This window comes from Mucilaginibacter sp. JRF (assembly GCF_015223065.1).
Lineage (GTDB): Bacteria > Bacteroidota > Bacteroidia > Sphingobacteriales > Sphingobacteriaceae > Mucilaginibacter.
In genome coordinates this window covers 191674-204133 of the sequence record NZ_JADFBY010000008.1, presented here as the reverse complement: position 1 = coordinate 204133, position 12460 = coordinate 191674, and the positions used below count along the sequence as shown (strand labels likewise).

General features: G+C 42.8%; 9 protein-coding genes and 2 tRNA genes. 5 read left to right on the top strand and 6 right to left on the bottom strand.

Features of this window, described 5'->3' with window-relative positions:
* Window positions 1-234: 234 nt before the first annotated feature.
* The 5 genes from IM792_RS17685 to IM792_RS17665 form a co-directional block, all read right to left on the bottom strand.
* Window positions 235-1464 carry a site-specific integrase gene (locus tag IM792_RS17685; protein ID WP_194103222.1) on the bottom strand — a complete coding sequence of 410 codons (1230 nt, stop codon included), beginning with the start codon at window positions 1462-1464 and terminating at the stop codon, window positions 235-237.
* Between the two features lie 609 nt (window positions 1465-2073).
* Window positions 2074-2517 carry a hypothetical protein gene (locus IM792_RS17680; RefSeq protein WP_194103221.1) on the bottom strand — a complete coding sequence of 148 codons (444 nt, stop codon included), beginning with the start codon at window positions 2515-2517 and terminating at the stop codon, window positions 2074-2076.
* A gap of 326 nt (window positions 2518-2843) precedes the next feature.
* Window positions 2844-2929: transfer RNA gene (locus IM792_RS17675), tRNA-Leu, on the bottom strand.
* Between the two features lie 49 nt (window positions 2930-2978).
* Window positions 2979-3054 (bottom strand) — tRNA-Gly (locus IM792_RS17670).
* 110 nt (window positions 3055-3164) lie between these two features.
* Window positions 3165-3647 carry a regulatory protein RecX gene (locus IM792_RS17665; protein WP_194103220.1) on the bottom strand — a complete coding sequence of 161 codons (483 nt, stop codon included), beginning with the start codon at window positions 3645-3647 and terminating at the stop codon, window positions 3165-3167.
* Between the two features lie 64 nt (window positions 3648-3711).
* Between IM792_RS17665 and IM792_RS17660 the strand changes: the two genes are divergently transcribed.
* From IM792_RS17660 to IM792_RS17645, 4 genes are all read left to right on the top strand, one after another.
* Entirely contained in the window at window positions 3712-6174 is a 2463-nt protein-coding gene (locus IM792_RS17660; protein WP_194103235.1) for a bifunctional UDP-N-acetylmuramoyl-tripeptide:D-alanyl-D-alanine ligase/alanine racemase, read from the top strand.
* A 21-nt stretch (window positions 6175-6195) separates the two neighbouring features.
* Window positions 6196-6807 carry a DUF502 domain-containing protein gene (locus tag IM792_RS17655; RefSeq protein ID WP_194103219.1) on the top strand — a complete coding sequence of 204 codons (612 nt, stop codon included), beginning with the start codon at window positions 6196-6198 and terminating at the stop codon, window positions 6805-6807.
* 78 nt (window positions 6808-6885) lie between these two features.
* Window positions 6886-8370, top strand: a complete 1485-nt coding sequence (locus tag IM792_RS17650) for a sodium:solute symporter (protein WP_194103218.1) — start codon at window positions 6886-6888, stop codon at window positions 8368-8370.
* A 28-nt stretch (window positions 8371-8398) separates the two neighbouring features.
* Entirely contained in the window at window positions 8399-9106 is a 708-nt protein-coding gene (locus IM792_RS17645) for a TIGR00730 family Rossman fold protein (protein ID WP_194103217.1), read from the top strand.
* A gap of 55 nt (window positions 9107-9161) precedes the next feature.
* Here the strand turns inward: IM792_RS17645 and IM792_RS17640 are convergent, their stop codons facing one another.
* Window positions 9162-11114: a TlpA disulfide reductase family protein gene (locus IM792_RS17640; protein ID WP_194103216.1), complete on the bottom strand. Its 1953-nt coding sequence runs from the start codon at window positions 11112-11114 to the stop codon at window positions 9162-9164.
* A gap of 79 nt (window positions 11115-11193) precedes the next feature.
* Between IM792_RS17640 and IM792_RS17635 the strand changes: the two genes are divergently transcribed.
* Window positions 11194-12453, top strand: coding sequence for a TCR/Tet family MFS transporter (locus tag IM792_RS17635; protein ID WP_194103215.1), 1260 nt, complete (start codon window positions 11194-11196; stop codon window positions 12451-12453).
* Window positions 12454-12460 lie beyond the last annotated feature (7 nt).

Here is a 12460-nt window from a genome sequence, read left to right as displayed (position 1 = left end):
ATGTAATATGGCAATGACTAGTTGTGGTCATTCAAATTTAAGATCTTATAAACTCTTCGTTGACATTGGGATTTATTCGAGAGTAGTAGTGAATCAAAAGTTTCTAAATCGATAGCTTGACACAAATTAAGCCGTTGTCCTGATCGAAAATACAATTTTGCAATCGGGATAACGGCTGTCTAATATTCAGTTGTAACTCTTATTTTAATGTGCGCAATTCTGAAGAAGCATATCTTATTCAAGTTTGGCTCTTAGCGCTGCCATATCGTCACTTATCTTCTTTTCCAATACACGGGCGTAAATTTGTGTTGTAGCCAGTTTTGAATGTCCAAGCATCTTGCTGACCGTTTCAATCGGTACACCGTTGGACAATGTAATTGTTGTCGCGAAAGTGTGCCGTGCGACATGGAATGTTATATTCTTTCGGACACCTGTGTGGTCAGCTATTTCTTTCAAGTAGCTGTTGATTTTTTGGTTGGATATGACTGGAAAGATCGTTCCGGTCGCTTCTGCTCGAATATTTTCTTTGTATCGCTCGATGATTCGCAGAGCGTTAGGAAGAATTGGGGTGTTGACAGGCACTAAGGTTTTTTGGCGAAATGTTCTGATCCATTTTTCGCCATCGGAGCCGGTGACAATGTTTTCCAGTTTCAGATTAATCATATCTATATAGGCGAGACCTGTATAACAAGCAAATATGAACATGTCTTTTACGAGGTTAAGCCGACTTATTTCAAAATATTTATTTTCAACAGCTTTTAGTTCCCATTCGTTCAGAAATTCTTTATCGACCGTCTTTCGGCTCATTTTGAAACCAGCGAAAGGATTTGACGTTATCCATTTGAGATTGACGGCAAGATTGACCATCTTTTTTAACCTTATTAGATGTTTGAGAACCCCATTGGTATCCATTGGCTTCTGATGATCTTTCGGTTTATGATTATACAAAAAAAGTTCAAAGTCAGCGATGAATTTATAGTCTAAGTCTGTAAGGTTGATGTTGTCGCTGTTGAATTTTAACTGGAAGAATTTGATAAGATAGCGTTGCGTCACATAGTAATGCCTCATCGTCCCTTCTGCAAGTAAAGTCGTTGCTTGTTCATTGTGGTAGCTTAATAAGTCTGCGAAGGTGATAGGTTGTTCTTCTTTCACAATTCCGAAGAAAGCATTTTTCAATAAATCGATTGTAACCCGATATCCCTTTAACTCAATTTGACGATAGTGTTCTTTGACGGTGAGTCGCAAATCATCGAGATAATTATTGATCTTCTTTCCTTGTTTAGTGTTAGCATAGGCACAGCCTCTTGATATATCCCAATGGATCAGGTTTACTTGAAGGCTTTTGAGTGCGAGGTAAGATTTGGAACCGTTTACAGTCAATCCCATGTAGACAGGAGCTTTGCCGTCTTTTTCTCTTTCAGCACGTACTTTAAAGTGAATGCTGAGTCTGTTGGTAGTTTTCATGTTTAATTTGTTTTGATACGATGCAATCAGGTGGTATTTCATGGTGATTTTCACCGGGAAATACCGTATCAAACAGGCTCAAAAAGCGTCAAATTAATTGATGCAAGTATTTGTCTATCAATTAATTATGTACCAAAGTGAGTACCACAAATGTAGTAAACTTATTTGGTACTCACTTTGGTACCATAAACATTGAAAAACATTAGTTTGAATTGATATGGATTAAAATAAAAAACCCTGTAAATCAATTGATTTACAGGGTTTTGGTGGTTTCTGGTCTTCCACTTGGTGGGAGCAGAAAGCCCGGTTTCTATGCCATGGCCTGAATGTTTCTAAGAAATTTAATGAGGTATTTAGAACACATTTTTTGTGCCGATTGTTGTTGGACCCGATTCAAAGCCAATAAAAAAAGGGTTCTTCGATTTCGAAGAACCCTATCTGATTTGGGATTTATTCCCAAGTACTGTCTGAGATACAGATTTCGGAACATTTTTTAGAAGACATTGAAATTTTAGTGGGTTTGATTGCTTAAAACGCAGATTCTCAATAAGACGACGGGAAGTTTATCGAATCGTTTTAATGTTGAATCCAAAGTCGAATTTGCTGCTATTATACCGGTCCATTAAAATAACCGACCTCTTCGATCTCTTCATACTCCATTAGCTCAATAGTTGAAGCATATATGGAGATGGCCCAGCGGTCTCTAATCACCGCAATATATTTATAAGACAGTTCATTTCGGTGAAATTTTGTCCTGTCTTCGGGAAACTGGCCCACTAGTCTAACCTCGCCATGACTTTGCCGGAACAATTCAAAGGCGTTACATTCTGGTGTCGACTCTTTATATGGATTGACCGGCATCATCCAGTAATTTCCGGAAGGCCCTTTGAACCGTTCTATGTAAGTAAAGTCGCGCCTCCGCCGAATCTTTTCACTTCGTCTTTCAAAATAACAAACTGGATTCTTGTGTAAGAAGATACAATCCCTGTGGCAACAAAACTCCTCAGCCACATCTTTAATTATACACGGCACAAATCCTTCTTTTGTTTTCATGGCTGTTTTTTCATACAAGATACAAAATTGTAAATTTTTAATTCAAAAGAAAGCGAAGCAGGAGTGATCTTAGATTTTCTGTATCATATGGCAAAAACATATAATTTCAGCAATGTAAAAAGTAACGATATCCCTAAGTGGATATCGAACCGGCAGAAAACCGCCAACGCGATATCATAGAACTTTTTTTCAGACTAAACCTCAAAATGGTATAAGAAATAATTTAGGAAAAATCGAACCGTTAATGGGAGTGGTCTAACCGTTTGATTAATAAAAATATAGGGGCATAAAAAAAGGAAACAACGACCTTGTGTTGTTTCCTTTTGTACCTGGGGCGGGAATCGAACCCGCACTCGCTTTAAGGCGAACAGGATTTTAAGTCCTGCGTGTCTACCAGTTCCACCACCCAGGCAGGTGATTAACCTTTTAAAAATAAATCCCTTCTGTTTGAAAGAAGGGATTGGAGCGAAAGACGAGATTCGAACTCGCGACCCCGACCTTGGCAAGGTCGTGCTCTACCAACTGAGCTACTTTCGCAATTTGTTTTGCTTACAATCTGCTGCCGTATTCCGTTTGCTGATTGTGGTTGCAAAGATAGAGAGAAAACCATTTTCTGCAAGTAAAAAATGCAAATATTTTAAAGTTTTTTATAACTCCTTGTTTTTCAAAACTTCTAAAATCGCATCGCTCTCAAAACCCCGGCTCATGGCGTATTGTTGCAGCTTATAATGGCGTTTTAGCGGATGCTTCTCTTTAATCAATGCAGCTTTTTTCTCTAATAAATGCTGTAACGCGGCCATGTAATCATCCAGATCAATGCCTGCCAGCGCTTTTTTTATGAGTACATCGGGCACGCGTTTCAATTTCAGGCTTTGTTTTATTTTTATTTTACCCCAATGTTTTTGGTTGAATTTGCTTCGGGCGTAAACGCGGGCAAAGCGTTCTTCATTTAAAAAATTCTCGGTAATTAGTCTGCTGATCACTATCTCGATTATACGACCGGCAACGCCCCATTCGTACATTTTGTCGCGCGCTTCCTGCTGCGAACGTTCCTGGTAGGCGCAGTAACGCATGGCTTTGGTGAGGGCGGTGTTCTCGTCGGTAATTTTTATCGGGTTGTTGCGTTCCATTTCAAGATCAAAAATCGCTAAAATTTGTTCTAATAACCGGAAATATAAGCAACTTAGCATTGTGATGTACAAAAGCAGGTATACAACTACTCAGGTAAAACAAATATTGAATGCCACCGGCGATGTGGTTAACGATAACAGCATCAGTTTGTTAATAACCGATAGCCGTAGGATAAGCAACCCATCAGGCGGCTTATTCTTTGCCCTGAGCGGCAGGCGCAACGGCCACGAATTTGTATCCGAAGCATATAATGCCGGTGTGCGCGATTTTGTGTTGAGTGCCAAACCGCAAGGGTATTTCCCCGAAGCCAACCTGCTTATTGTGCCCGATGTGCTGGCCGCCTTACAGCAGTTGGCAGCGCATCACCGTGCGGCGTTTAGCTTGCAGGTAGTAGGCGTAACGGGCAGCAATGGCAAAACTATTGTAAAGGAGTGGTTGTACCAACTTATATCGCCCGACAGAAATATTGTACGTAACCCCAAAAGCTATAACTCGCAGATAGGTGTACCGCTATCGGTATGGCAAATCAATGAGAAGAATGACCTCGGTATATTTGAGGCTGGCGTATCAACCACCGGCGAAATGGATAAGCTGGAAGCCATTATTCACCCCGAAATAGGGGTATTAACACATATAGGCTCCGCACACGATGAAGGTTTTAACAGTCGTGATGAAAAGGTGGCCGAAAAGCTGAAGTTGTTTAAGCATAGCCGCATGCTGGTTTACAATTATGAGCAAATGCTCGATTATAAAAAGCTGATCACCACGCCCGAAACCTTTGTTTGGAGCCGCAAGTTCAATCAGGCCGATCTGTATGTTTTCAGCGAGGCGGTCATCGCCAAAAACTATTACATGCGCGGGCGTTACAAGGGGCAGGAGATAGAGTGTATTATTCCCTTTCGTGATGAGGCATCAATAGAGAACGCTATTATTTGCTGGGCTACCATGCTGGCCATGGGCTATGACCCAGTTGTGGCCGATGATCGCCTGGAGCGCCTGGCCCCGGTAAGCATGCGCCTCGAACTTAAGAATGGCATAAACGATTGTTCGATTATTGACGATACTTATAACTCCGACATACAATCGTTAGAGATAGCCCTTAACTTTTTAAGCCAGCAAAATCAACATCAAAAAAAGACCCTGATCCTGTCGGATATTTATCAGTCGGGCTTGCAGCAGGATGTTTTGTATAAACAGGTTGCCGAGTTGGTAAAGGCCCGTAAGGTAGATAAATTTATAGGCATAGGCGCGGCCATATCCGGCTATCGCGATGAGTTTGATGTGGCCGAAAAACAATTTTACCCGGATACTACCGGCTTTTTGGCGCAGCTGCAAACGCAGCAATACCGTAACGAAACCATATTGGTAAAAGGCTCACGTAGTTTCGAGTTTGAGCGGATCAGTCGTGTATTTGTGCAAAAAGCGCACGAAACCGTGATGGAGATCAACCTGAACGCGTTGCTTAATAACCTCAACTACTACCGCTCAAAATTGAACCCCGGTGTAAAGGTTATGGCTATGGTAAAGGCATTCTCGTACGGAAGCGGTACTTATGAACTGGCCAACGTGTTGCAGTATAATAAGGTTGATTACCTGGCGGTTGCTTATGCCGATGAAGGTGTGGCGTTAAGACAGGCGGGCATTAGTTTGCCCATTGTGGTGTTGAACACCGAGGTTGGCGCTTTTGAAAAACTGACATCCTTCAAGCTCGACCCGGTTATTTATAGTTTTGGTTTGTTTGATGAATTTATAAAGTACGTACAGGATAGCAACATATTCAATTACCCTGTACATATTAAGATAGATACTGGCATGCATCGCCTCGGCTTTGAAAATTACGAGGTTGAAACCCTGTGCGATATGCTGGAAGATAACCCTTACATACGGGTGCAATCGGTATTCTCGCACCTGGTGGCCAGTGATGCTGCCGAGCACGACGCGTTTACTTCACGCCAGATCAGCTCCTTTGAAAAGGCTTATACCGATATTGAGGATGCTTTGGGTTACGAGGTGATCAAGCATATATGCAATACCTCGGGCATAACCCGTTTCCCGCGGGCACAGTACGATATGGTGAGGCTGGGTATCGGTCTTTACGGGGTTGACGGTGCCATATCGCCCGACGAGGGTGTGCTGCAACCTATCGCCACGCTAAAAACAAGTATCTCTCAGGTAAAAAAGATCAGCGCGGGCGAAACCATAAGCTACATGCGCAACGGCAGTTTGGCTAAGGATGGCAAAATAGCCACTGTACGCATTGGTTATGCCGATGGCTACTTGCGGGCTTTTGGCAACGGAGTAGGGCGCATGCTGGTAAATGGTGTATTGGCGCCAACGGTGGGCAACATCACTATGGATATGTGTATGATAGATGTAAGCCAGGTAGAGGTAAAAGAGGGCGATGAAGTAATTGTTTTTAATGATAAGTTACGCATCGAAGAAATGGCCAAACAGATAGGCACCATCCCTTACGAAATACTCACCAATATATCGCAACGGGTAAAGAGGGTGTATTTTTATGAGTAATTACGTTACTTTGCGAATGTTATGAAAAAATTAGCCGGTGCCATATTAAATTACTTTATCAAAGGCTTGCTTGTGGTGGTGCCTTTGGGTGCGGCTATCTTTTTGATATTTTGGGCGGTATTAAGTATTGATAACGCGCTTAACCTGAGCGATGTATTTTGGACCGATACGCACGGAAAACCTATTTATATACCCGGTTTAGGTATTTTGAACGTGTTGGTTATTATACTGATAGCCGGTATACTGGTAACCAATGTAATTACCGATCCTATAAAAAATTGGATGAGCCGCTGGTTTAACCGGTTGCCGCTGTTCAAGTTTTTGTACTCATCTATTAAAGATTTAACCGAGGCCTTTGTTGGCGAAGACAAAAAATTCAGCGAGCCTGTATTGGTTGAGGTAAATGAGTTCGGATTGAAAAAAATAGGTTTCCTGGTAAAAAAGGATCTGAGCGCTATTGATCTGCCGGGCGAGGTAGCCGTTTATTTCCCATTGTCATATTCATTTGCCGGTCAGGTGGTTATTATCCCTAATGATAAGGTAAAACCTATCAATAAAAGCGCCGCCGAGGTAATGAAGTTTGTGGTTTCCGGCGGTGTGAGCGGACTGGATGATCACGATAAAATTCATTAAAGCCGGGCATCCTTGCCAAACTAACCGAAAATTTTATACATTCGGATGTTAACAGATCACATCTAAAACAGCATCTGCATGGAACCGGGAATATTACTTTCTTTCATTATAGGGTACTTCTTAGTACTGATACTTATATCGTGGCTCACCTCACGTAACTCTGCCGATAACGATACCTTTTTTGTGGCCAACCGTAACTCCAAATGGTATCTGGTGGCTTTCGGTATGATAGGTACTGCACTGAGCGGGGTAACATTCATATCCGTACCCGGTAAGGTAGGCGCCCCGAGTGGCGATCAGTTCGCTTACTTTCAATTTGTGCTGGGTAATGCCGTGGGCTTTATCATTATAGCTACGGTACTGCTGCCTTTGTATTACAGGCTTAAGTTAACATCCATATACAGTTATATTGAAAGCGCTTTAGGTACTTGGAGCTATAAAACGGCTGCCGGTATATTTTTGATCAGCCGTACCATAGGTTCAGCATTTCGTTTATACCTGGTGGTTATTGTGTTGCAGCGTTTTATATTTGATGCCTACCATGTGCCATTCGCGGCCACGGTGTTGATCTGTTTATTGCTGATATGGTCATACACCTTTAAAGGCGGCCTTAAAACTATTATTATAACCGATAGTTTGCAAACCTTGTTCCTGGTATCGTCGGTATTCCTGTCCATCTATTTTATATGCGATAGCCTGGATATGTCCATTTTTCAGGCGGCAGATGAAATAGCTAAGAGCAGCTATTCTAAAATATTTTTCTTTGAGGATTTCGTGACCAGTCATTTCCACTTCAGCAAGCAATTTTTGGGTGGTTTGTTCATTACCGTAGCCATGACGGGGCTGGATCAGGATCTGATGCAGAAGAACCTCAGCCTGAAAAACATTCATGAGGCACAAAAAAATATGTTCAGCTTCACCAGCATTTTCGTGGTGATCAATATCTTCTTTTTAAGTGTTGGAGCGTTGCTGTATATCTACGCTACCAAATATGGTGTAACGGTCGAAAAAACAGATTACCTATACCCAACCATCGCTCTTAATTATCTGGGTTTGGCACCGGCCATTGTGTTTATGTTAGGCTTAACCGCGGCAACCTTTGCCACTACCGATTCGGCACTAACAGCGCTTACCACCTCGTTTTGTGTCGATTTCCTGAACTTTAACAAAAAGGCCGATGTTAACAGCAAAAAAAATGTGGCCATCAGGCATTACGTGCACATCGGCTTTTCGGGGTTGATGTTTTTAACCATCATCATATTCAACGCTATAAATAATGATGCCGTGGTAAGTGCCATATTCAAGGTGGCATCATACACCTATGGGCCACTGCTGGGGCTGTATTCATTTGGCTTGTTTATGAGTGGCAGGCAGGTTAATGATAAGCTGGTGCCGTTCATCTGCCTTATTTCTCCGGCTATATGTTTTTACCTGAGCACTAATTCGGCCTCGCTTTTCAATGGCTATGTGTTTGATAACGAACTGATCATTGTGAACGGACTGATCACCTTTGCCGGATTGCTGCTAACCTCAAAGGCTAAAACAAAAGTGCCCGCTTTGTAATTATAATTTCCTAAATATATATGTGATTATGACTGGTGATGAAAAAATAAGAAACGCCTTCGAGAACAAGAACTGGCCCGAGGTTAAGGTAACCGACTCGTGGCAGATATTTAAAATAATGGCCGAGTTTGTTGATGGCTTTGAAAAACTGGCCCGTATAGGGCCATGTGTTTCCATATTCGGTTCGGCACGTACTAAAAACGAAAATAATTATTATCAGCTTGCCGAAGATATTGCCGCCCGGCTAACCGAACGTGGCTACGGTGTAATAACCGGCGGTGGTCCCGGTATTATGGAAGCTGGCAATAAAGGCGCTTACGAGGCCGGTGGTAAATCAGTAGGTTTGAACATTGAGCTGCCGTTTGAGCAATTCCACAATAAATACATCGACAGGGATAAATTACTGGAGTTCGATTACTTTTTTGTGCGTAAGGTAATGTTCATGAAGTACTCGCAGGGCTTTATCATATTGCCCGGCGGTTTCGGTACTATGGATGAATCATTCGAGGCTATCACGCTGATACAAACCGGTAAAATAGCCCGTTTCCCGATAGTGTTTGTTGGGCGCGATTACTGGAAAGGTTTGTTTGACTGGGTAGAGGAGAAGATGCTGAACCAGGAGAACAATATCAGTCCGGATGATTTGAACCTGTACCGTGTGGTTGATACGGCTGAGGAAGCCACCGAGCACATCTTCAGGTTCTATGACAAGTATATGCTGAAACCAAACTTCTAAAAAATAAAAAAAGCGATAGTTGCCTATCGCTTTTTTTATTTGGGTTGGCCGGTGTTTATTTTCCGGTTGATATCGCTTTTGTTTTAATATCGGCTTTGGCGGCTGCCGGGGTGGCCAGCATGTCTACCATGTTGCTTACCTCGTTAAGCACACCCTCATCGGTACCCGAAAATCCTACGTGCTTAAAGCGGATGTTCCCGGTTTGGTCGATAATAAATTTGGTTGGTATACCATCAACTTTAAATGAAGATACCACTTTTGATTGGCGGCCATCTGTGCCTTTCTCGTCGATCAATACATGGAAGGTGTATTTGTTATCGGCAATGAATTTTTTAACGCCTGCTACAAAGTTATCACCACTTTCCCAGGTATCAATAAACAGGAACTTTACGTTCGGGTTGTCCTTGTACTTATTTACAGCCAGCTGCATACCCGGGAACGATGCCTTGCAGGGTCCGCACCAGGTTGCCCAAAAATCAATCACTACCACTTTGCCTTTCAGGCTGGCTAATGATACTTCCTTGCCATCAAAATCCTTCAGCGCGAAAGCAGGGGCGGTTTCGTTGATCATGCTTTTGGCCAGTTCTTCACGGGCTTTTTCTTTGGCCGCTTTATCAAACGCGCCAACATAAGCGTCAAAGCCGGTTTCACTGCCTTTTTCTTTTACGTAGATCTTTTTAAGTTCATCGCGCAGGGCACTTGAGCCTTTACCTTCGTGTAAAGATTTTTCGATGATACCCCTTGCCTTATCAGCCTGGCCTGCGGCCGATAGTATCAAAGCATAATGCTCGGTAATTTCCGCATCCGCAACCGGGGTGCTCTCGTACACCTTTTGCTGATACTTCAATGCTTCCGGATAATCACCTTGTTTGTATTTAATAAAGGCATAAGTATCGGCAAACATATTGTATGATGAACGATTATTCTTTTGAGCTTGCTTAGGTGATTGATACATGCCTGGTTTGGGGTTAGCATAAGCGGCATCCAGTATCTCTAAAGATTGCATAGAGTATTTAGCCGCTTTCTCTAGGTTCTCGCCTTTTTCGGCCATTGGCCAGGCTACACCGTTCAGCGCATTTGCCAGGTAGGTTTTATCCTTTATTTGCGCATAATATTTTTGATAACCTTCATCATTACCCGCCTGTAAATAAGCTGATGCTACCTGTACCCTAAAGTTATCTATCAAACTGGCGTTATCTTTATTTTCAGGATATTTTGCCAGATAAGCATTAAACAGTGAATCCTTTTTGGCAGCATCCTTTTCTTTGTTGAATGCCATACCTGCTTCATTTTTAGCAAATCCACCCTTTGTGAATTTTGTCTTGATGATAGCATTCACTGAATCGGCCTGTGCGGTTTTACGCTGGCGCGCATACCAGTTGCTTAATGTCATCAGGTCTTTTTCGTCCTTGCTTTTACCGAGCGCGGCCAACTTGCTGTCAATAACGGCTTTATTAGCCGGATCTTTTACCGACGACAGATACATCAGGTAATTAAGCTGATGCTCTTTTTCGCTTTTTGGGTATATGGCAAACTCTTTTTTATATAATTCACCGGCGCGGGCTATATCGGCATCTATCTGCCCAAAGTAATTACCCATGCCCGATTGTACCAGGTAAGCCTCATTAGCATAAGCGCCCTCAACCGGCTTTTTGCCTTTGTAAACTTCGTACAGGTAGCCTTTGCCACCGTTATTGTCAATGTTTTTACCGTTGGCTAAACGCACAAAAAACGAGGTAGCCGTTGCAGGTATAGTAAACTCGCCTTTAAATAGTTTGCCATCCTCGGTTAGCTCAACATCACTCACCGGGTAGGTTTTATCTAAAAAGTGTACCGTAGCCTCGGGTTTGCCGCCAAGGTTTGAGCCTGTGGTATCATAAGTGAACGTAATTTTTTGATTTGCAGCCGGGTTTGAAGCCGAAAGCTTCAATCGTTCAGCCGTTTGTGCGAAGGTGCTTTGCGCCAGAAGGGGGAGCAGCAAAGCGGATAAGAGTTTAAAGTTTTTCATGATAACTATAATTTTAGTCAAATTAAAAATTAAATAATTAATAACCAAAAATTTAATTTATAGTCATTTACTTTGCACGATGGAAAAATCTGAAACGCAAAAGCAACAGCGTGGTTTAATATTCATTTTTATAACGTTGTTGGTTGATGTTATCGGTTTGGCTATAGTTATACCGGTGTTCCCTAAACTTATCGAGAAGCTTATACACGGCAATGTAAGCCAGGCATCAGGCTATGCGGGCTGGCTGCTGGTGGCTTATTCAATTATGCAGTTTTTGTTCTCGCCATTTATAGGCAACTTGAGCGATAAATATGGTCGCAGGCCGGTGCTGCTTATCTCGCTGTTAGGCTTTGGTATCGATTATTTGTTTTGCGCTTTCGCCCCAACCATAGGCTGGCTGTTTTTAGGTCGTATAATAGCGGGTGTAACAGGGGCGAGTTTCACCACGGCATCCGCCTATATTGCTGATGTTAGCCCTCCCGAAAAACGCGCGCAAAACTTCGGGATGATAGGCGTAGCTTTCGGCTTAGGCTTTATCATCGGGCCGGTTTTAGGAGGCTTATTAGGAAAAATTGATACACAATATCCGTTTTACGCGGCAGCGGGCCTGGCCTTGCTGAACGCATTGTACGGTTACTTTGTATTACCCGAATCATTAGATAAAGAACACCGCCGCGAGTTTGATATTAAGCGCGCCAACCCGATGGGGTCATTAATGCAGCTTAAAAAATATCCATCGGTAATAGGTTTAGCCCTGTGCCTTTTCATTGTATACTTTGCAGGCCATGCCGTGCAAAGCGTGTGGACGTATTATACTATCGAAAAATTCAAGTGGAGCGAAGATTTGATCGGTTATTCATTAGGCTTTATCGGCCTGATGATCGCCATTGTGCAGGGTGGACTGATCCGCATCACCATACCCAAATTAGGGCAGGAGCGAAGTATATGGATCGGGCTGCTGCTATACGCTATCGGTATGCTGCTGTTCGGTTTGGCCAATAAAAGCTGGATGATGTTCGCCTTTATGATACCTTACGCGCTTGGCGGTATCGCCGGACCGGCACTACAAGGCATCATGACGAGCGAAGTACCCGCCAATGAGCAAGGCGAACTACAAGGCGGGCTTACCAGCTTAATGAGTTTAAGCTCCATATTCGGCCCGCTTTTCATGACACAGATATTCTCATACTTTACGTCCGAAAAAGCGCCCATGCACCTGCCCGGAGCACCATATTATGTTGCATCGGCATTAATGTTATTGAGTGTTTGGCTGGCCGTTCGCAGCTTTAAAAATGTGCATCATCATGATAAGCCAGCTGAGGTTGCCGTTGCCGAATAAACACTGA

Excerpts from the sequence above, each read along its gene's own strand:
- IM792_RS17685 (WP_194103222.1), bottom strand. The coding sequence starts at position 1,464 with ATGAAAACTACCAACAGACTCAGCATTCACTTTAAAGTACGTGCTGAA.
- IM792_RS17680 (WP_194103221.1), bottom strand. The coding sequence starts at position 2,517 with ATGAAAACAAAAGAAGGATTTGTGCCGTGTATAATTAAAGATGTGGCT.
- IM792_RS17665 (WP_194103220.1), bottom strand. The coding sequence starts at position 3,647 with ATGGAACGCAACAACCCGATAAAAATTACCGACGAGAACACCGCCCTC.
- IM792_RS17660 (WP_194103235.1), top strand. The coding sequence starts at position 3,712 with ATGTACAAAAGCAGGTATACAACTACTCAGGTAAAACAAATATTGAAT.
- IM792_RS17655 (WP_194103219.1), top strand. The coding sequence starts at position 6,196 with ATGAAAAAATTAGCCGGTGCCATATTAAATTACTTTATCAAAGGCTTG.
- IM792_RS17650 (WP_194103218.1), top strand. The coding sequence starts at position 6,886 with ATGGAACCGGGAATATTACTTTCTTTCATTATAGGGTACTTCTTAGTA.
- IM792_RS17645 (WP_194103217.1), top strand. The coding sequence starts at position 8,399 with ATGACTGGTGATGAAAAAATAAGAAACGCCTTCGAGAACAAGAACTGG.
- IM792_RS17640 (WP_194103216.1), bottom strand. The coding sequence starts at position 11,114 with ATGAAAAACTTTAAACTCTTATCCGCTTTGCTGCTCCCCCTTCTGGCG.
- IM792_RS17635 (WP_194103215.1), top strand. The coding sequence starts at position 11,194 with ATGGAAAAATCTGAAACGCAAAAGCAACAGCGTGGTTTAATATTCATT.